Annotated in this window: 20 protein-coding genes and 1 tRNA gene; 14 read left to right on the top strand and 7 right to left on the bottom strand. The window is 25.9% G+C overall.

Annotation, left to right across the window (positions count from 1 at the left end):
• Window positions 1-16: 16 nt before the first annotated feature.
• From atpA to ilvA, 11 genes are all read left to right on the top strand, one after another.
• Window positions 17-1594, top strand: coding sequence for a F0F1 ATP synthase subunit alpha (atpA, locus tag K645_RS02765; protein ID WP_022565358.1), 1578 nt, complete (start codon window positions 17-19; stop codon window positions 1592-1594).
• Window positions 1587-2459 (top strand): ATP synthase F1 subunit gamma, encoded by an 873-nt coding sequence (gene atpG / locus K645_RS02760; protein ID WP_022565357.1) that lies wholly within the window; start codon window positions 1587-1589, stop codon window positions 2457-2459. Before atpA ends, atpG begins: the two co-directional genes overlap by 8 nt.
• A gap of 38 nt (window positions 2460-2497) precedes the next feature.
• A complete protein-coding gene (trpS, locus tag K645_RS02755) occupies window positions 2498-3490 on the top strand; it encodes a tryptophan--tRNA ligase (RefSeq protein WP_022565356.1) in 993 nt (330 codons plus the stop codon).
• A 90-nt stretch (window positions 3491-3580) separates the two neighbouring features.
• Window positions 3581-4162, top strand: a complete 582-nt coding sequence (locus K645_RS02750; RefSeq protein WP_022565355.1) for a nucleotide exchange factor GrpE — start codon at window positions 3581-3583, stop codon at window positions 4160-4162.
• Between the two features lie 18 nt (window positions 4163-4180).
• On the top strand, window positions 4181-5299 hold the full coding sequence (locus K645_RS02745) for a DnaJ C-terminal domain-containing protein (RefSeq protein ID WP_022565354.1): 1119 nt from the start codon (window positions 4181-4183) through the stop codon (window positions 5297-5299).
• A 33-nt stretch (window positions 5300-5332) separates the two neighbouring features.
• Window positions 5333-6529, top strand: a complete 1197-nt coding sequence (mnmA, locus tag K645_RS02740) for a tRNA 2-thiouridine(34) synthase MnmA (RefSeq protein WP_022565353.1) — start codon at window positions 5333-5335, stop codon at window positions 6527-6529.
• Window positions 6530-6798: 269 nt separating this feature from the next.
• Window positions 6799-8484 carry a dihydroxy-acid dehydratase gene (gene ilvD / locus K645_RS02730; protein ID WP_022565352.1) on the top strand — a complete coding sequence of 562 codons (1686 nt, stop codon included), beginning with the start codon at window positions 6799-6801 and terminating at the stop codon, window positions 8482-8484.
• Between the two features lie 9 nt (window positions 8485-8493).
• On the top strand, window positions 8494-10188 hold the full coding sequence (ilvB, locus tag K645_RS02725) for a biosynthetic-type acetolactate synthase large subunit (RefSeq protein WP_022565351.1): 1695 nt from the start codon (window positions 8494-8496) through the stop codon (window positions 10186-10188).
• 14 nt (window positions 10189-10202) lie between these two features.
• Entirely contained in the window at window positions 10203-10517 is a 315-nt protein-coding gene (locus K645_RS02720; RefSeq protein WP_022565350.1) for an acetolactate synthase small subunit, read from the top strand.
• A 21-nt stretch (window positions 10518-10538) separates the two neighbouring features.
• Complete coding sequence (gene ilvC, locus K645_RS02715; RefSeq protein ID WP_022565349.1) at window positions 10539-11591, top strand: ketol-acid reductoisomerase; 1053 nt, start codon at window positions 10539-10541, stop codon at window positions 11589-11591.
• Window positions 11592-11614: 23 nt separating this feature from the next.
• Complete coding sequence (ilvA, locus tag K645_RS02710) at window positions 11615-12886, top strand: threonine ammonia-lyase (protein WP_022565348.1); 1272 nt, start codon at window positions 11615-11617, stop codon at window positions 12884-12886.
• 14 nt (window positions 12887-12900) lie between these two features.
• Here ilvA and K645_RS02705 read toward each other — a convergent pair.
• Window positions 12901-12986: transfer RNA gene (locus K645_RS02705), tRNA-Leu, on the bottom strand.
• A 93-nt stretch (window positions 12987-13079) separates the two neighbouring features.
• On the opposite strand from K645_RS02705, the gene dapB reads away from it, so the two are divergent.
• On the top strand, window positions 13080-13793 hold the full coding sequence (dapB, locus tag K645_RS02700; RefSeq protein ID WP_022565347.1) for a 4-hydroxy-tetrahydrodipicolinate reductase: 714 nt from the start codon (window positions 13080-13082) through the stop codon (window positions 13791-13793).
• A 14-nt stretch (window positions 13794-13807) separates the two neighbouring features.
• Window positions 13808-15274 (top strand): signal peptidase I, encoded by a 1467-nt coding sequence (gene lepB / locus K645_RS02695; protein ID WP_022565346.1) that lies wholly within the window; start codon window positions 13808-13810, stop codon window positions 15272-15274.
• A gap of 2 nt (window positions 15275-15276) precedes the next feature.
• Here the strand turns inward: lepB and K645_RS02690 are convergent, their stop codons facing one another.
• The 6 genes from K645_RS02690 to K645_RS02665 form a co-directional block, all read right to left on the bottom strand.
• Window positions 15277-15975, bottom strand: a complete 699-nt coding sequence (locus K645_RS02690) for a rhomboid family intramembrane serine protease (protein WP_022565345.1) — start codon at window positions 15973-15975, stop codon at window positions 15277-15279.
• A gap of 3 nt (window positions 15976-15978) precedes the next feature.
• Window positions 15979-17700, bottom strand: a complete 1722-nt coding sequence (gene mutL / locus K645_RS02685; RefSeq protein WP_022565344.1) for a DNA mismatch repair endonuclease MutL — start codon at window positions 17698-17700, stop codon at window positions 15979-15981.
• Window positions 17697-18179 carry a 6,7-dimethyl-8-ribityllumazine synthase gene (gene ribH / locus K645_RS02680; protein WP_041936032.1) on the bottom strand — a complete coding sequence of 161 codons (483 nt, stop codon included), beginning with the start codon at window positions 18177-18179 and terminating at the stop codon, window positions 17697-17699. Before ribH ends, mutL begins: the two co-directional genes overlap by 4 nt.
• A 9-nt stretch (window positions 18180-18188) precedes the next feature.
• Entirely contained in the window at window positions 18189-18800 is a 612-nt protein-coding gene (locus K645_RS02675) for a tol-pal system YbgF family protein (protein WP_022565342.1), read from the bottom strand.
• Window positions 18801-18867: 67 nt separating this feature from the next.
• On the bottom strand, window positions 18868-20196 hold the full coding sequence (gene gldE, locus K645_RS02670) for a gliding motility-associated protein GldE (protein WP_022565341.1): 1329 nt from the start codon (window positions 20194-20196) through the stop codon (window positions 18868-18870).
• Window positions 20197-20343: 147 nt separating this feature from the next.
• Window positions 20344-21336, bottom strand: coding sequence for an A/G-specific adenine glycosylase (locus K645_RS02665; RefSeq protein WP_022565340.1), 993 nt, complete (start codon window positions 21334-21336; stop codon window positions 20344-20346).
• A gap of 96 nt (window positions 21337-21432) precedes the next feature.
• Between K645_RS02665 and K645_RS02660 the strand changes: the two genes are divergently transcribed.
• The gene (locus tag K645_RS02660; protein ID WP_022565339.1) at window positions 21433-21747 is read left to right on the top strand and encodes an HU family DNA-binding protein; all 315 of its coding nucleotides are present in this window, start codon (window positions 21433-21435) and stop codon (window positions 21745-21747) included.
• Window positions 21748-21922 lie beyond the last annotated feature (175 nt).

Raw genomic sequence — 21922 nt, 5'->3', positions numbered from 1 at the left:
AAGATTTTATTTTCATATGTCAGATTTAAAATATTCTGAAATTTCATCAATTCTTAAGAAGGAATTATCAAATTTTCAATTTGAAACCAAACTATCCGAATTTGGTGTTATTGTTCAAATAGGGGATGGAGTTGTTAGATCTTTTGGACTTAATTCCGCTTTTTATGGAGAATTAGTTGAATTTCATGATGGAACAAAAGGGATGGTTTTGAATCTAGAAGAAGATCATGTAGGCATAGTTTTACTTAGTTCCCCAAAAAATTTGAAAGAAGGAGATATAGTAAAAAGAACTAAAAAAATTTTTTCAATCAAAGTAGGGGATAATATGTTAGGTCGTGTTGTAGATGTATTAGGAAATCCTATAGATGGAAAAGGTCCTATAAAAGGGGGACTATTTGAAATGCCGTTGGAAAGAAAGGCTCCAGGTGTTATTTATAGAGAACCTGTCCAAGAACCTCTTCAAACAGGTATAAAATTTATAGATTCTATGATTCCCATAGGAAAAGGACAAAGAGAATTAATTATTGGGGATAGACAAACTGGAAAAACAACTATAGCTATTGATACAATTATTAATCAAAAAAGATTTTTTGAACAAAATAAACCTGTTTATTGCATTTATGTAGCTATTAGTCAAAAAGGTTCTACAATAGCTAGAATTTCAAAAATTTTACAAGAAAAAGGAGCAATGTCTTACACAATTATAGTTTCTTCGACCTCTTCTGATCCAGTATCTATGCAAGTTTTTGCTCCATTTTCTGGAACTGCTATAGGAGAATATTTTAGGGATACAGGTCGTTCTTCCTTAGTCGTATACGATGATCTTTCAAAACAAGCGGTTTCTTATAGGGAAATATCCTTATTATTACGACGTCCACCTGGGAGAGAAGCTTATCCAGGAGATGTATTTTATTTACATTCTCGTCTTTTAGAACGATCAGCTAAAATTATAAAAGATCAAAAAATGGCTGAAAATATGAATGATATTCCATTTTCTATTAGAAAACAAATCAAAGGTGGAGGATCTTTAACTGCATTACCTATTATTGAAACTCAGTCTGGAGACATATCTTCTTATATTCCTACGAATGTGATTTCTATTACAGATGGACAAATTTTTTTAGAAAAAGATTTATTTCATTCTGGAGTGCGTCCTGCAATTAATGAAAGTATATCTGTTTCTCGTGTAGGAGGATCAGCACAAATTAAATCTATGAGGGAAATATCTGGGACTTTAAAATTAGATCAAGCTCAATTTAGAGAATTAGAATCTTTTTCTAAATTTGGTTCAGAATTGGATTCATATACTATGAATATCCTAAAAAAAGGAAAGATTAATATAGAAATATTAAAACAACCTTCTCATACTCCTTATGATATAGCAGATCAGATAGCTATTATTTATGCGGGGACTAGAAATTTACTTCATAAGATTCCTATTGATAAAATTTCAGATTTTGAAAAAGAATATCTTTTTTATCTAAAAGAAAAACATGAAAATATTTTAATTTCTTTAAGAAGTGGAATTTTTAACGAAAAAATATCAAATATTTTAGAAACAGTAGTTTTAGAATTAAGCGATAAATATGTCTAATCTGAAAGAAATCAAAAGAAGAATATTGTCTGTAGAATCAGTTATAAAAACTACAGAAGCAATGAAAATGATTTCTGTAGTAAAATTACGAAAAACAAAAGATTTACTTATCCAAGTCAAAATTTATTTGGATTATATAGAGATGATTCTTTTAGATATTTTGTTAACAGAAAAAAAATATGAAAAAAATCAATATTTTTTAGAAAAAGGAAAAATGAAATTATTTATTGTATTTACTTCTGATCGTGGTTTATGTGGTTCTTTTAATTCTTTGATTTTTGAAAAAATTAATAATCTTTTTCAAAAAAAAAGTAACTTACATAATGAATGTATGTTTTTATCTATTGGAAAAAAAGGATTTGATTTTTTGTGTAAAAACAGAAAATATGTAATATATAATAAAAATTGTATTGAAAGTAATTTATCGAATCAAAAAATTCGATCTTTAGTATCAGAGTTAATTTTTGATTGTTTTAAAAACAAATTTTCTTCAATTTATTTAATATACAATCATTTAAAAAAATCTTTATTTCAAGAAACAATTGTAGAAAAATTTTTTCCAATTACGGCTAAAGATTTTAAAAAAAAAACGTCAGAAATTTCCTATATTTTAGAACCTTCTCAAGAAAAGATATTCAATTTTTTAATTCCAAAATTTTTAAATGCCAAATTATTGAAAATTTTTTGGGAATCTACTACAGCAGAACATACAGCTCGTATGATATCTATGCATAAAGCTACAGAAAATGCATCTGATATTAAACATGATCTAATATTAAATTATAATAAAGAAAGACAAAGTACAATAACTAAAGAAATACTTGAAATTATCAGTGGATTAGAATCTATAAATAAAAAAAAATAATAAAAATTCCAATTATCCATTTTTTTAAAAATATAATTATGGAAAATATGTTAACAGGAATTAGAAGTACAGGGTCACCTCATTTAGGAAATATTTTAGGTGTTATTATTCCGTCTGTATCCATAGCTAATAAAAACACAAAACATTCTTCATTTATATTTATAGCAGATTTACATTCTATGGTTCAAATCAATAATATAAAAACAATAAGAAATAATACTTATCAAATTGCAGCTGCATGGTTAGCTTTCGGTTTAAATGTTGATAATTGTTTATTTTATAGACAATCCGATGTGTCATTGGTTACTGAGTTAGCTTGGTATTTCAATTGTTTTTATCCATATAAAAGACTTGTATTATCTCATGCTTTCAAAACAGAAATGAAAAAAATAAATCAAAGTAAAATAAGCACGGGCTTATTTACTTATCCTATTTTAATGGCTGCCGATATTTTACTTTACAATGCAAAAATTGTTCCAGTAGGAATGGATCAATTACAACATATAGAAATAGCTCGTCGTATTGCCTATTATTTTAATCAAAAAATAGGAAAAGAATTATTTGTGTTACCTAATGCATTTTTACAAAGACAAAATATGTTTGTGTTAGGAACAGACGGAAAAAAAATGAGTAAATCTCAAAAAAATTGTATTGATATTTTTTCTTCTGATGAAATTTTGAAAAAACAAATTATGAGTATTCGCACAGATAGCAAATCTATAGAAGCAAAGAAAAATCCTGAAAATGATTATATTATGTCTTTATACAGTTTACTGGCTACTGTGGAACAAATAGAAATTATGAAAAAAAAATATATCAGAGGAGGATATGGATATTATGAAGCAAAAATTGCATTATATGAACATATCATTCATAAATTTTCATTGGAAAGAGAAAAATTTTTTTCTTTTATGAAAAATAAATCTTTATTAGATCATATTTTATTTACAGGAGCTAAAAAAGCAAAAAGTATAGCTCACAAAAGATTAAATTGTATTAGAAAACATTTGAATTTCAATTCGATTATTTGATTTATCAAGTGTCATTATGACATCGTTTTAATTTTTGGCAAATATTTTGCTTTAAGTCCATAGAATTATATTGAAAATATTTTTTATATTATGGATATTACTAAAAAAAATACTGAAAAAAATACTGAAAAAAATACTGAAAATGAGAAACGATCAAAATCATCTACATCTAATGAAATAGATGAAAAAATATCGGAGTCTTCTTATTTTCAGGGAGAAATAAAAGAAATTAAATTTCTTAAAAAAGAATTAGAAAAAGAAAAAGATAAATTTTTACGTCTTTTTGCAGAATTTGAAAATTATAAAAAACGGATTCAAAAAGAAAGAGTTGATATTTTTAGAGATGTTCATGAACAAATTATTATAGATTTAATTCCAATTTTAGATGATTTTGAAAGAGGAATTAAAGAATTAAGAAAATCTCAAGATGCACATCTTGTAAAAGGAGTCTTTTTGATTCAAGAAAAACTTATTAAAATTTTAAAAGAAAAAGGATTAAGTAAAATAAAAATAAAAAAAGGAGATGATTTTAACACAGATTTTCATGAGGCGATAACACAAATTCCAGCTATTACAGAAAATTTAAAAGGAAAAATCATAGAAATTATAGAAGCTGGATATCTTCTAAAAGAAAAAGTTATACGACATGCTAAAGTCATTACCGGAAAATAATTAACAATTTTTGTCTTCATGATGAAAAAAGATTATTACGAAGTATTAGGAGTTTCTAGAGATGCTTCTCCAGAAGAAATTAAAAAAGCTTATCGAAAATTAGCAATCAAATATCATCCAGATAAGAATTTAGATAATAAAAAGAAAGCGGAAGAAAAATTTAAAGAAGCAGCTGAAGCTTATGAGATTTTAAGCCATTCAGAAAAAAGGCATCGTTACGATAAATTTGGACATTCTGGAATCAAAGGAAGCGGTTCGAGTTCAGGAATGAATATGGAAGATATTTTCGCAAATTTTGGGGATATTTTTGCTGATGCATTTGGAGAGGGGTTTTCCAGTTTTGGTTTTGGAAGATCAACTAGATCTAAAACTATTAAAGGGAGCGATTTAAGAATCAGAGTAAAACTTTTATTAGAAGAAATAGCTAATGGAGTAGAAAAAAAAGTTAAAGTTAAAAGACTTAAAGTTGCTAAAGGGATCAAATTTAAAAATTGTATATCTTGTAATGGAAGCGGTCAAATTACACGAGTTACCAATACTATTTTGGGAAGAATGCAAACTACTTCTCAATGCAATAGATGTTATGGAACTGGTAAAATCATTGAAAATATTCCTTATGGAGCTAATAAACATGGATTAATTAAAGAAGAAGAATTAGTCAATATTAAAATACCTGCAGGTCTTACAGAAGGAATTCAATTAAAAGTTTCTGAAAAAGGAAATGAAGCTCCATTTGATGGAATTCCTGGTGATTTGATTGTGTTAATTGAGGAAATTCCTCATCCTCAATTAAAAAGAGAAGGGAACAATCTTCATTATGATTTGTATATATCGTTTCCAGATGCAATATTAGGAGCTTTAAAAGAAGTTCCTACTATTAATGGAAAAGCAAGAATAAAAATAGATCCAGGAACACAATCCGGAAAAACTCTTAGATTAAAAAACAAAGGATTACCTAATCTTGAAGGATATGGACATGGAAGTCTTTTAATTCATATAAATGTTTGGACCCCAAAAAAAATTAATGAAGAACAAAGAAAATTTTTTGAAAAAATGAGAAAAAGTGAAAATTTTCTTCCTCATCCAGGAAATTCAGAAAAATCGTTTTTTGATCGTGTAAGAGAAATGTTTTCTTAATAAGTTATTCAATTTTATTTTTATAATATTTTTATGCAAAAAGTAATAGTCGGGTTATCAGGGGGTGTTGATTCAAGTGTTGCTGCATTAATTCTTAAAAAGAAAGGTTATAAAGTTATTGGTTTATTTATGCATAATTGGGAAGAGGAAGATTCTAATAATAAATGTACTTGGAAAGAAGATAGCATTGACGCTATGTTAGTTGCTAAACAATTAGGGATTCCTTTTCAAATAATTGAAATGAAAAATGAATATAAAAAATACGTTATAAATTACATGTTCAATGAATATAGATTAGGAAAAACTCCTAATCCAGATATTTTGTGTAATCGAGAAATAAAATTTAACATTTTTTTGAAAAAATGCCTTGATTTAGGGGCTGATTTTATTGCCACAGGACATTATGTAAATAAAAAAAAATTGAAAAATAAGAAAACAATTTATCGTCTTTTAATTGGAAAAGATTTTAATAAAGATCAATCATATTTTTTATGTCAATTAACACAATATCAATTGGAAAAATCCCTATTTCCATTAGGGTTATTAACTAAAAATCAAGTAAGGAAAATAGCAGAAAAATATAAATTACGGAGCGCTTACAAAAAAGAATCTCAAGGTTTATGTTTTGTAGGAAAAGTGAATTTTCCCAATTTTCTTAAAAAAAGAATTATTCCCAAAAAAGGAGAAATAATCTGTATTAATTCTAATGCTTCATTATATAAAGAAAAAAATTTTTTTTTTTCTAAAGAAGAAGAATTTATTTTTTTTATTAAAAAAAAAAAATACAAAAAATCTGATGGAAAAATAATTGGATATCATCAAGGAGCTTATTATTTTACTAAAGGACAACGTAAAGGAATAGCATTAGGAGGTTATGAGGAGCCTCTTTTTGTTATAGATACTGATGTAAAAGAAAATATTGTTTATATAGGAATGGGTAAACAACATCCAGGATTATATAGAAAATCTTTGTTTCTTCAGGAAGAAAATATTCATTGGATACGGAAAGATCTAACTCTTTTAGAAGGAGAAAAAATGGATGTATTTTGTAGAATTCGTTATAGACAACCATTACAAAAATCCAAATTATATAAAATAAAAAAAGGAATGTTTATTGAGTTTAATAGAATGCAATGTGCTATAACGGAAGGACAATTTGCTGTATGGTATCTTGGAAAAGAGTTAATAGGGTCAGGGGTTATTTCTATTATTTTATATTTTATTTTTTAAAAAAGTTTAAAAAAATAAAAATACACTGTTTTAATAATTCTTTATTGCAAACTTTATAAGATATTCATTAATAAATCAAAAAATAATAATATTTTAGAAATAAATACCTAAAAACCGCTTTTATATAATCTATTTTTTTCATATTTTTGCATATTATATAATTTAATATTTTTGTATAGTTTTTTTTCATAAAACTATTCAAGTTTGGTGTTGTTTTTTTATCCCTACTTGATAGATCAGTAGGGCTTTTTGATTTATTAAAATGTTTCATGAAAAAAAGAATTAACGATTTTAGCAGAAAAATCACGAAAGAACCTAATTTGCCAGCAGCACATGCTATGTTGTATGCTACAGGAATGAAAGACTCAGATTTTTGTAAAGCTCAAATAGGAATAGTTAGTAACTGGTATGAAGGAAATCCTTGTAATATGCATTTAGATCAATTGGCTAAAAAAATAAAGTCATCAGTCATAAATAAGAATTTAATAGGATTTCAATTTACTACTATTGGAGTCAGTGATGGAATTACCATGGGAACATTAGGAATGAGATATTCACTTCCTTCTAGAGAATTAATAGCAGATAGTATAGAAACTGTAGTAGATTCTCATCATTATGATGGGATAATAGCTATACCTGGATGTGATAAAAATATACCAGGAGTTATGATAGCTTTATTAAGATTGAATAGACCGTCTATAATTGTATATGGAGGAAGCATTTCTTCCGGTTATTACAATGGAAAAAAATTAGATGTCGTTTCTTCTTTTGAAGCCTTAGGAAAAAAAAATACCTGTCAAATTACTGAAAATGAATATAAAAATATCGTAAAAAATTCCTGTCCTGGACCAGGAGCTTGTGGAGGTATGTATACAGCAAATACTATGGCTTCTGCTTTCGAAGCCATGGGGATGATGCTTCCTTACTCCTCTTCTTCTCCTTCAACAAGTAAAAATAAAAAAATAGAATGCAAAGAAGTTTCCATATATATTGAAAATCTATTAAAAAAAGGAATTAAACCAAAAGATATTGTAACAAAAACATCTATAGAAAATGGAGTAAAATTAGCTATGTGTTTGGGAGGATCTACTAATTTAGTTTTACATTTTTTGGCCATCGCTAAATCAGCAAATATTAATTTTTCTTTAAAAGATTTTCAAAAAATTAGCAATCAAATCCCTATAATTGGAAATCTTAAACCTAGTGGAATTTTCTTAATGGAAGATATTCATATGTATGTAGGAGGTATGCCTATTATTATAAAATATTTGTTAAATGAAGGAATATTATCAGGAGATTGTTTAACTGTTACTGGAAAAACATTATTTGAAAATATGAAAAATATTCCCGATATAACTTTTAATCAAAAAATTATTTATCCTATAGATAATCCCATCAAAAAAAACGGACATATTAGAATTTTATATGGAAATTTATCCCCTCAAGGATCTGTAGCTAAAATTACTGGAAAAGAAGGAACTATTTTTAGGGGGATCGCTAATGTTTTTGATTCGGAAGAAGAAGCCAATCAAGCTATTTTGAATAATAAAATTTTACCTGGATCTGTCATTGTTATTCGATATGTAGGGCCAATAGGAGGACCAGGAATGCCAGAAATGTTAAAGCCAACATCTTATATTATGGGATCTGGATTAGGAAAAAAAGTAGCTCTTATTACAGATGGTAGATTTTCAGGAGGATCACATGGTTTCGTTGTAGGACATATAACTCCAGAAGCACAATCTGGAGGATTGATTGCTTTAGTACAAAATAATGATTTTATTAAAATAGATACAGAAAATAATACCATGACTCTTGAAGTGGAGGATGAAGAAATACAAAAAAGAAGAAGATCATGGGTCCCTCCTTTACTAAAAGTTCAAAAAGGATATCTACACAAATATACAAAAATGGTATCTCCAGCTTCCACTGGATGCATCACAGATCAATTTTAGTATATATATATGGAAAAAAAGTTATTCTATGGTTCAGAAATAGTAATAAAAACGCTCTTATATGAAGAGGTAGAATATATATTTGGATATCCAGGCGGGGCTATTATGCCTATATATGATTCTTTACACGATTACTTAAATTCTATTTCGCATATTCTCATGCGTCATGAACAAGGATCTATTCATGCAGCGCAAGGATATGCTAGGGCCACTGGAAAAATTGGAGTGTGTTTTACGACCTCAGGTCCAGGTGCTACCAATTTAATTACTGGATTAGCAGATGCTTTGATAGATAGTACCCCTATTGTTTGTATTACTGGACAAGTGTCTTCTCATTTATTGGGAACTGATGCTTTTCAAGAAACAAATATCATAGATATTTCTATTCCTGTAACAAAATGGAATATTCAAGTTTTAAAAGCTAAAGATATTTGTGAATCGATTCAAAAAGGATTTTTTATAGCTAAAAAGGGAAGACCAGGACCTGTATTAATAGATATTACTAAAGACGCTCAGTTTCAAAAAACTGTATTTCATTATACACGTTGTAAATATATAAAAAATTTTCACCCGTATCCTTGTATAGAGGATGAAAAAATAATAAAAGCAGCAAATATAATAAATTCGGCTAAAAAGCCTTTGATTCTTGTAGGTCAAGGAGTAATTTTAGCTGAAGCAGAAGATGAATTTAAAGAATTTGTTGAAAAAACTGGAATTCCGGTAGCTAGTACTCTATTAGGATTAGGAGCGTTAAATAGTGATCATCATTTACATGTTGGGATGTTAGGAATGCATGGAAATTATGCACCTAATATTTTAACTAATCAATGTGATATTCTCATTGCGATAGGAATGCGGTTTGACGATCGTGTTACTGGAGATGTTCAAAAATATGCAAAACAAGCTAAAATTATTCATTTAGAGATAGATTCTTCCGAAATTAATAAAAACATTTTATGTCATATCCCTATTTTGGGAGATTGTAAAACATCTTTAAAAAAATTAATTTATTATGTAAATGAATCTATTCATAAAAAATGGATAGATAAATTTTTTCATCTTAAAGAAAAAGAAAAAATAACAGTTATACAAAGAGATCTTCATCCCAAAAAAAAAGGGATTACTATGGGAGAAGTAATAAGGTGGATCAATCAATATAAGCAAAAAAATGCAATTCTTGTAACTGACGTAGGACAACATCAAATGATAGCTTCAAGATATTTCAATTTTACATGCAAGAAAAGTCAAATAACTTCTGGAGGATTAGGAACTATGGGGTTTGCTTTACCAGCTTCTATAGGGGCTCAATTAGGAACTAAAAATAGACAAGTTATTTGTGTAGTAGGAGATGGAGGAATTCAAATGACAATACAAGAAATGGGTACTATTTTACAAAATAAGATTTCCGTTAAAATTATACTATTAAATAATAATTTTTTGGGAATGGTCCGTCAATGGCAACAGCTTTTTTTTAATAAACGTTATTCGTGTACAGAATTAGTTAATCCAGATTTTATAAAATTAGCTAATGCTTATAATATAAAAGCAAAAAAAGTGAGTAAAAGAGAAAAATTAGAAGAATCAGTAAAAAAAGCATTAAATCATGAAAAAGCTTTTTTGCTAGAAGTTGTAATAGAAAAAGAAGATAATGTTTTTCCTATGATTCCTGCAGGAGCATCTGTAGATGAAATTCGTTTAACATAAAAAAATATAACACTATGAAGCATCAATTCAGAATAATAATTTTAGGAGAAAAAGAAACAAGATTATTGAGTAGAATTCTTATTATATTAAACAGAATAAATTTAAAAACTAATCATATTAATGCGTCTAGCAATAATGATAAAAAAACAATTAGTAATGATGTTCAATATGTTGTTGATTTAGAATGCGAAGAAGAACAATTATTTAAAATCAAAAAATTAATTGAAAAATTAATTGGAATTATTCATGTTTACTATTACAAACTCAAAGATAAAAATTCTAGAAAAAATTCATGTAAAAAAATGGATTTCCCATTAGTCACATATTAAATCATTTAAATATTAAAAATTATGAAAATTAAATTTGGATCTGTAGAAGAAACCATTATTACAAGAAACGAATTTCCTTTATCTAAAGCTATAAAAATTTTAAAAAAAGAAACTATTTCTGTTCTAGGTTATGGAGTTCAAGGCCCTGGACAATCTTTAAATTTAAGAGATAATGGATTTGAAGTAATAGTAGGACAAAGGAAACATTCTTATTCTTGGAATAAAGCGTTAAAAGATGGATGGATAGAAGGGAAAAATCTTTTTTCTTTGGAAGAAGCATCTGAAAGAGGGACTATAATTATGTATTTATTATCAGATGCAGGTCAAATTTCGTTTTGGCCTACTCTTAGTAAATATTTAATTAAAGGAAAATCTTTATATTTTTCACATGGATTTGGATTAACTTTTTGCAATCAAACAAAAATATATCCCTCTAAAAATATAGATATTTTTTTAGTTGCCCCCAAAGGATCAGGAACCAGTTTGAGAAGACTTTTCAAACAAGGAAAAGGAATTAATTCTAGTTATGCTATTTATCAGGATTATAGTGGAAATAGCTTAGAAAAAACTTTATCAATTGGAATTGGAATAGGATCTGGATATTTATTTGAGACGAATTTTAAAAATGAAGTGTATTCTGATTTAGTAGGAGAAAGAGGAACTTTAATGGGAGCTATACAAGGAATTTTTGCGGCACAATATCAAATATTGAGAGAAAAAGGACATTCTCCTTCAGAATCTTTTAACGAAACCGTAGAAGAATTAACTCAAAGCTTGATGCCATTAGTATCTGAAGAAGGAATGGATTGGATGTATGCTAATTGTTCTACAACTGCACAAAGAGGTGCTTTAGATTGGTGGAAAAAATTTAGAGATGCAACTTTTCCAGTATTTCAAGAATTATATCATGAAGTTTATTCTGGTAACGAAGCGAAAAGAATCATTAAAACTAATAGTGATATAAATTATAGAAAGAAATTACAAAAAGAATTGCAAGATCTGAGACAAAGTGAATTGTGGAAAGTAGGATCCATAATTCGTAATCTTAGACCGAAAAAAAAAGATCATAATTAGAGTTCATTTTTATTTTTAAAAGATTGAATAATAAGTTAAAAGGATATTTTCCTTCTTATAAAGAAATAGTCAAAGCCCAAAATATTTTAAAAGATATTATTTATGAAACTCCATTACAAAAAAATTATCTTTTATCAGAAAAATATAAAGCTAATATTTTTCTAAAAAGAGAAGACTTACAAATTATACGTTCATATAAAATTAGAGGAGCTTATAACAAAATTATAAGTTTATCTAATACAGAACTAGAACTAAAAAAAGGAGTTATTTGTGCTAGTGCAGGAAATCATGCACAAGGAGTCGCTTATTCTTGTAACATATTAAAAATACCTGGAAAAATTTACATGCCTAGCACTACTCCAAAACAAAAAGTAGAAAGAGTAAAAATGTTTGGGAAAGAGTATGTAGAAATTGTTCTGATCGGAGACACTTTTGATGCAGTTAGTTTTGAAGCTATGAAAGATTGTAAAAAAAATTCCAAAATTTTTATTCATCCTTTTGATGACATTAAAATTATTGAAGGACAAGCTACTGTTGGGGTAGAGATTTTGAAACAATCTATTTCGGACATAGATTATATTTTTATTCCTATTGGGGGAGGAGGATTAGCTTCTGGAGTAGGAAGTCATTTTCATGAATTTAGTCCTAAAACTAAAATTATAGGAGTAGAGCCTGAAGGAGCTCCTTCTATGAGTTGTTCTTTAAAAACAGGAAAAATCGTTGAATTAAAAATGATAGATAGATTTATTGATGGAGCTTCAGTTAAAAAAGTGGGAGAATTGAATTTCAATATATGCAATCAAACATTATTTGATATCATAACTGTTCCAGAAGGAAAAGTTTGCACAACGATTTTGGATTTATATAATTTAGAAGCTATCGTTGCAGAACCAGCTGGGGCTCTTTCAATCGCCGCTTTAGATTTTTATTCTGATAAAATAAAAGGGAAAACTATTGTTTGTATTTTAAGTGGAGGAAATAATGATATTACTAGAACGGAAGAAATAAGAGAAAGATCCCTTTTGTATGAAGAAAAAAAACATTATTTTATTGTAAAATTTCCTCAAAGAGCCGGGGCTTTAAAAGAATTTGTTAATAATATTTTAGGCCCCAAAGATGATATTGCCTATTTTGAATATTCCAAAAAAACTTCTAAAGAAGAAGGACCAGCAGTGATAGGAATAGAATTATCAGATAAAAATGAGTTTTCTGGATTACTAGGAAAAATGAAGAAACATAAAGTTCATTTTGAATATTTAAATAAAAATCCAGATTTATTCCGAATTCTTATATAAAAAAAACAAAGTTGTACCCACGACTGGATTTGAACCAGCACATCCTAATCGGATACCACCCCCTCAAGGTGGCGTGTCTACCTATTTTCACCACGTGGGCATTATGTTCAAATATAAAATTTATTGATATTTCATCAAAAAAAAATATGAGGTATATTTGAATGGATTTTATTCCAATTAAAAAGAAAGTAATATGAATATAGCAATAATAGGATATGGAAAAATGGGAAAAGCTATAGAAAAAATAGCTAAAGTTAGAAATCATAAAATTTCATTATGTTATGATGGAACCCCTTCTGTCCATTTATTGAATGATTCAAATTCAGATGTAGCAATAGAATTTAGTCAACCCCATTCTGCATTTAACAATGTAAAAATTTGTATAGAAAATAATATTCCTATAGTAAGTGGAACTACAGGATGGTTGGAAAAATTTGAAGTTATTAAAAAAATATGCCAAAAAAAAAATGGATCTTTTTTATATTCTTCCAATTTTAGTATTGGGATGAATATTTTTTTCGATATTAATAAAAAATTATCTAAACTGTTACATTTATATTCTAAAGATTATGAAGTAACAATAGAAGAGATTCACCATAAAGAAAAAATAGATAAACCGAGTGGAACGGCTCTTTCCTTAGCAAAGGATATAGTGAATAACAAAATGAAAAAAACATGGATTTTGGACAAAAAAAAAAAAGATCAAGATAAAATTTTAATCCTTTCAAAAAGATTCAATAATGTACCAGGAATACACGTTGTAAAATATGAATCTAAAATAGAGGACATCAAAATACAGCATAAAGCTCATAGTAGAGTTGGATTTGCTTTGGGTGCTGTTATTGCAGCAGAATGGATACAAAATAAAAAAGGTATTTTTTCTATGAAAGAGGTTTTAGGTATATAGATAAAATATCTTTTATGTTCCAATATTTTATTTTTAGTGGTATTTTTTTATTTTTTGAACATGTTATTCATATTTTAGGAACATGGAGGTTTTATAAAAAATTAGGGGTAAAATCTTGGAAAATTTTAATTCCTGTATATAATATTTTTGTTCTTTTAAAAATTTATAGAAGATCTATATGGTGGATTTTTCTATTGTTTATTCCATTAACTAGTATAATGTTAATTTTTATTCTGTGGATGGATTTGTTTTTCAATTTTTTAAAAAAAACGAAAAAAATATTATTTTATTTTTTTTATCTGCAGGATTATATATTTATTATAAATTTTTTTAAAAAAATTCAAATTCAAAAAATTGAAAATATAAGAAAAAAAGAAGATAATATAGGAATTTTATTAGCATTTATTTTTTCTTTTATAACTCATACTTATATAGTTCAGCCTTTTGTCATTCCCACCTCTTCTATGGAAAAAACTTTATTGGTAGGAGATTTTATACTAGTTAGTAAAATTCATTATGGCTTACGAATGCCTATATCACCTATTTTTATGCCTTTTACACACAATAATATCATTGGAAATATAAAATCTTATATTTCTATTTTTCAATGGCCTTATTTTCGTTTTCCTTCCATTCAATCTGTACAAAGAAACGATATAGTCGTTTTTAATTTTCCTAAAGATTCTAATCATAAGATAATAGATCGAAAAGATCATTATATTAAACGTTGTATAGGATTACCAGGAGATTTAGTCTATATTAGGAAAGGAATTTTATTTGTGAATCATAAAAAAGAAAAACCTTTTTCAGAAAAACAACAATCTTATTTGATTAAGACGGTAAATATTCCTTTAAATATAGAATATTTAAAAAATAAAATGGATATAAAAGATATTGAATATGTCGGAGAACAAAATGATGAATATTTTTATCAAATAATGTTAAATGAAGAAAAAGCAGATCAAATAAAAAATTTATTTGAAAATATGGTTTTTATAAAAAAAAATATTCTTCCTATTTCTTTTAAAGAACATTGTATATTTCACACTGATTGGAATAGAGATTTTTTTGGTCCATTACACATACCTAAAAAAGGAGAATTTTTGAAATTAGATAAAAAAAATATTCATATTTATAATGAAATTTTTACTTATGAAAAAGTTAAAAAATTCGATATAATTTCAAAAAAATTTTATAAAATAAAAAACAATTATTATTTTATGATGGGGGATAATAGACATAACTCATTTGATTCTCGTTATTGGGGTTTTGTTCCAGAAGATCATATAGTAGGGAAACCTATATTTATATGGATGAGCATCGATTGGAATAGAGAAAATCCTTTAAATATATTTCACTGGAAATTTAGGGGAAATCGTATAATGAGAACAATAGACGGAAAACATTCTTATTTATCTTTATTTTTTTTATTTTCATTTGTATATTTAATTTATTTTTTGTTTCAAAACGATAAGTCATAAAATCAATAAAAAGTTTCATTTTTTATAAAAATACTTCCTATTAAATATCCAGATAAAATACCACCAATGTGAGCAAAATGTGCAACCCCAGGAGCCAAATTAAGAATAGAAGAAATAAAACTTCCCAAAATAAAAATTATCAAAGCTTTTCTAACTGCTATTGGAAAAGGAAAAGGTAAAATGAAAATTTTATGTTCCGGAAAAAATTTAGCAAAAGCTCCTACTATTCCGCTTACAGCTCCAGAAGCTCCCATCATAGGAGAATACATAGAACTATAAAGATTGATTTTTTGTTCTTCATTTAAATAATTTAACATTTTTTTAGCTTGTGAAAAATCTAAAGTTTGAACAAAGTAATATAAAACACCAGTATTAAAAATAATCTGAAATAATGCAGCTAAAATTCCTGATGAAAAATATAGAATCATAAATTTTTTGACTCCTAATAGGGTTTCTATTTGTCCTCCAAACATGAATAAAGCCAACATATTAAAAATTATATGCAAAAAAAGTCGTTGAGAATGTACAAACATATGAGTCAAAATTTGATACAGTTCAAATCGTTCATCTAAAGGATGGTATAAAGAAAGAATGCTTTCGATTTTATATTGTGAAAAAACAAAAGTAGCTGTATATACAAGTATATTAATACTAATTAAATGTTTGACAGCATCTGAATTGAAATTTGTATAAAAATTCACTTTTTAAAAAATATTTTTGCTCAATACAAAAAATATGGGATCTCCTGAATACGTATAATTTGGATTATGACAAGAAAATAAATCTTTAATTATACATTCCATTTTTTCAGGATATAATTTTGTGCCGTATTTTATGGATGCGGATTTAGATATAATATGAATAAGTTTTTTTTTATTATTTTTTTCTCCTTTGATAAAATTATATGTTACAATATTTTGAATAATTCTGACTAACATATTTTGATGTATATTTTCAGGAACAGAATATAAATAAACTAATTCATTACAAATATATAAATGAAATCCAAAATTGATCAAATCATTTTTGATATTCTTCAAAGAAAGAAATTCTTTTTCCAAAAGTTTTATCTTTAAAGGAAAAAGAAATTGTTGACTCACAAAGCTTTTTTTCCTTAAAAAGAATTCAAATAATATATTTTGATGTGCTCTATGTTGATCAACCAGTATTATATATTCATTATTGAATCCAAAAATTATATATTTTCTATTAATTTGTAATGTTTTTATTTCTGTTTTATGATAAACATAATGATAAAACTCATTCGTTAATTGAAAATTTATATTAAATGTATCATAATCAAATTCATTGATTTTATGTTGGATAATTTTTTCTTTATTAGAAAGTTTATCATACAAATTATTTAATAAACAACTTTTTTTAAGTGATTTTTCAGATAAAAAAATATCATGGTTTTTTAATTCTTTGTTGATTACTTTATATTGAGAAAATAACACGTTTTTGATTTCTTGTTGAACTATTTCACCTATAATTTTTTCTTCTTCTAGCTTAACTTCTTTTTTTGTTGGATGTATATTCCAATTTACTAAACTGGAATCTAGGAAAATAAAAATAAAATAAGAAGCGGTCTTAAAATCTTTCAAAAAACCATCATAAGCATGAATAATTTTTTTATGCAAAAATAAATGTGTCACACAACGTTGATTGACCCATAAAAATTGATCTCCTTTTTTTGTAGAAACATCTGGAACACTAACAAATCCTTTTACAATAATTTTATTTTTTTGAATCAAAATGGGAACTAAATTTTTCCTTTTATTTTTAATAAAAATATCCTTTATTCTTTCTATTAAAGAAGCCTTTTTAAAATAAAAAATAATTTTATTATTATGATAAAAACGATATGTTATATTTCTATGTGCCAATACAATTTTATAGAATTCATAAATAATATGTTGAAATTCTATCCTAGAAGATTTTAAAAATTGTCTTCTAACAGGAAGTTTATAAAAAATATTTTTTACAGAAATTCTTGTTCCTTGAAGTATATTTATAGGAATTTCTTTTTTTATTTTTCCTTCTTCTATAAAAAGATGAATTCCTATTGCATTTTCTCTGTTTTTAGTTTGAATTTCTAATTGAGAAATATACGCTATAGAAGCCAAAGCTTCTCCTCTAAATCCTTTTGTTTTAATTCTGAAAATATCATCATTTTTTTTAATTTTAGAAGTAGTATGTCTTTGAATACTCATTTTAGCATCATCAATACTCATTCCTATTCCATCATCCATTAATTGAATCAATGTTTTTCCTGAATCTTTGATAAATATGTCAATTATTTTTGCATTTGCATCTATTGCATTTTCCAAAAGCTCTCTTAAAACAGAAGAAGGACGTTGTATGACCTCTCCTGCAGCTATTTGCTGAATCACTTTTTCAGGCAAAAATTGAATAATATTTTTCATTTTATAGATTTTCTAAATAAAGACATATATATAGCTGCTTTCGCACATTCTATTCCCTTATTTCCATTTTTTCCACCTGATCGATCAAAAGATTGTTGTTGATTCCTATCAGAAAGAACACAAAATATAACAGGGACATCATATATTATATTAATATCTTTAATTCCATGCGAAATCGCTTGACATAAATACTTAAAATGAGGAGTTTCTCCTTGTATTAGAGAGCCTATTGCAATGATTGAATCAAAATTGAAACTATGAGCTATTTTTTTAGAAGAATAAATTAATTCATAACTTCCAGGAACTTCCCAAGTTTTAATTTTTTCTTTTACGACCCCTAACTCAATTAAAGTTTTATAAGCTCCTTTATATAACCTATTTGTAATTTCACTATTCCATAAAGAAACAATAATAGCAAATTTTAAATTTGCATTTTTTATTTCTTTTTTATCTAATGAATAAACAGGATCTGTTTTCATAAACATAATTTATAATTTATTGTCAATAAACATAAGATACTTTTCTACGTTTTTTTTATACAAAAAAAAAGGATACTTTTTTTCTATTTTTTCTAGAAAATATTTAGAATCTTTATATTTTCCTATATAAAAATTTAATAATGCTGCTTTATAATAATAAAGGGGGGTCGTAATTTCATTTTCTCTTATATTTGCTGCTATAATGTAATTTTTTAAGGCTTCCTTTTCATTTTTTATTTGAGTGAAAGCATCTCCTATTATCCCGTATTTTATAGAAGATATCATTTCATCTTTTGCCGAAAAACTTTTCATTATTTTTATAGATTCTTTATAATCACCCAATTTATAATAGCAAATTCCAGCATAAAATTTAGATATATTTCCTGCTTTAGTAAAAAAAAATTTAGAAGATATCCCCAAAAATCCTAAATAATTTCTTTTAATATTTTTTCTATTTAAGGCTTTCTCTATGTCTCCTTGATATAGATACTGTTGAGCATCATTCAATTCTTTCTGCGCTTTTATTTCTGATGGATATAAAAAAAATATCTTTAATAAAAAATATGTGCTAAATATTATGATCATAAATATGATAGAAAAAAAAATTGTATTTTTTCTCATGTCATGAATTTGAATTATATAACTATTATTATAAATTTAATTTTTTTCATTTTAACATACATCATCTTCATGTTTTTCTTATTACTTCTATAGTTTTAATTCTTTTATGATCTATGCTTTTTATAATAAATGAATAATTTGAAAAATTTATTTTTTGTTTTTTTTTGGGAAATTCTTTATTTATTTCCATAATAAACCCTCCTAAAGTATCTGCATCTCCTTTTTGATTTTCAAAAAAAATCTCCTCTTCTTCTTTAAGATCCATAATACGATAGAAATTAATTAAAGATGTTTTTCCATCAAATAAATAATTATTTTGGTTTAATTTGGAATAAGACATGTCTTCTTCATCAAATTCATCAATAATATCTCCCACTATTTCTTCAATTACATCTTCAAGGGTAACTAACCCGGATGTTCCTCCATATTCATCGACCACAATAGCTAAATGTATTTTTCTTTTTTTAAAATCACTTAAAAGATCATCTATCTTTTTTTTTTCTGGAACAAAAAAAGGACTATGAATCAATCTATTCCATTTAAAATTATTGTCATAAATAAATGGAAGGAGGTCTTTAGCAAAAAGAACTCCTTCTATGTCATCAATACTATTTTTATAAATAGGAATCCTAGAATATCCTTGATAACGAACCAATTCTAATACATCATGAGAGTTTATATTGCTATTTAAAGCGAACATATCTATTCTAGGAGTCATAATCTGATGTGTTTCTGTATTTCCAAAATCAACAATTCGTTGCAAAAACTGACGTTCTTTAATATTTTGATGATTTGAAGACGTAATTTTCAAAGCTTTTGAAAGCTGATCTACAGAAATGTAATTCTTTTTTTTTATTATTCTTTTTTCTATAAATTTTGAAATAAAAATTATGATTTTACTGATAGGATCTAATATTTTGCTAAGAATTATTAATGGTTTTGCCATAAAAAAAGCAAAACGTAAATTATTTTTACTAGCATATATTTTAGGTATTATTTCACCAAATAAAAGTAAAATAAAAGTAAGAACTATTACCTCTAAAAAAAAATCAATAGGAATATGAAATTTGTTATAAATAATAAAATATTTGTTTTGCAAAAATTCTGTTATCAAATAAGAGCTTAATATGATAATTCCAATATTAGAAAAATTATTAGATATTAATATTGTTGCCAATAACTTTTTTTTATCTTTTAAAATTTTAAATACAATATTCCCTTTATAAGAGTTTTTTTTTCTCTCTTTGTCAAGAATTTTTTTTTCAATACAAAAAAAAGCAGTTTCTGATCCAGATATTAGTGCAGAAAATAATAATAGTATTATTATTAATGCAAAATAAAAAACTAAATAGAAGGTTTTTTCTAAAAAAACATTCGTCGAAGATTCTTTTTCCAATAGATGAAATTTTGATAATAATTTTTATAAAATAAAATGGAAAATTTATCGTGATAAAAAATGGATTTTAAATTCATGCTAGAGTTCATCAAATCATTTTTTCATGTTTTAAAAATAAAATAATAGGACGAGGAAAAGGATACTCTACTATTTGATTAGGTGGTATAAAAAAAAATTATCAAATAATATATTTTTCTTTAAATCTTGTAAAGTTTCACAATTAATAAATCGAATTGATAAAATTTGATGGGTAAGTTTGTGTTCAATTTTATAAATTGAAGTATTATAAATAACTATTTGAAATATTTTCCAAATTTTATCTATTATTTCATGAATTGAAAGATTTTTTTTTGATTCTATTAAAGGAAAATCATAAAGGCCCCTCCATATATCTTTATTGAATCTTTTGTTTAAACAAATATTCTTATTCCGATCACGTATAAAAATATAATAAAAAAATCTGTGTTTTATAAATTTTTTTATTTTTTTTACAGGGAATTTATGTACAGTTCCATTTTGAATGGAAAAACAAGAATTTTTAATTGGACATAAGAAACATTTAGGATTTTTTGGAGTACATAAAATAGAACCTAAATCCATAATTGCTTGATTAAAAATTCCTGGATGTTCAAAATCTATGATTTTTGAAACAATAATTCGAAACATATTTTTTGTAGTGGAAGATGTAATATTATTGGATATTCCAAAATATCTGGAAAATACTCGACAAGCATTTCCATCAATAGCAGGTATAATTTCATGAAAACATATAGATGCGACAGCGGCTCCTGTATATGGTCCTATTCCTTTATATTTTATTAATTCTTGATATTTGACTGGAAAAAAATTTTTTCCATTTTTTAATTTTTTAGCAAAAGAATGTAAATATTTTGCTCTAGAATAATAACCTAATCCTTCCCACTTTTTCAATACGTCTTTCTCCTCTGCTTGAGCTAGTTTTTCTAAATTTGGAAATTTTTTTATAAAATTTAAATAAGACTTTATTATGGTTTGTGAAACTCTTGTTTGTTGCAACATAAACTCTGAAACTAATATATAATATGGATTTGTAGTTTTTCTCCAAGGAAGTTTTCTATGATTTTTCTTGTACCAATTTATTATTTTTTTGGAAAAATCCATATATTTTTAATTTTAAAGCAATTTATGCCTATTTATAAAAAATTGGTATATTTAGGAAACCGAATCGAATTTTGTTATTCGATATAATGATTTAACATGACAAAAGCAGATATAATAACAGAAATCATATCAGAGACTGGATCTGAGAGAGTTGATACGCAAAAGGTGATAGAAACATTTATGAAAAAAATAAAACAAAGTTTAACGTCGGGGGAAAATGTTTATTTAAGAGGATTCGGATCATTTATTATTAAATATAGAGCGAAAAAACTGGGCCGTCATATATCCAAAGATATGTCTATTGTAATTCCTGCGCATAATATACCGGCATTTAAACCTGCAAAGTCTTTTACCGAACTAGTGAAAAAAAATGTTCCTATCAAGAAATCAATGAAAACGGGAATACAATGAATCAAACAATTACTAAATAAAAATTATGCCAAACGGAAAAAAAAGAAAAAGACGTAAGATAGCAACTCATAAAAGAAAAAAAAGAAATAGGAAAAATAGGCATAAAAAGAAATAATAATTTTTTTTAAAAAAATTAATCTATTGTAATTTATACAAACTTTTTTCCTTGTTTTTG

The organism is Blattabacterium sp. (Nauphoeta cinerea), assembly GCF_000471965.1.
GTDB lineage: Bacteria > Bacteroidota > Bacteroidia > Flavobacteriales > Blattabacteriaceae > Blattabacterium.
This window is presented reverse-complemented; position numbering and strand designations above follow the sequence as displayed.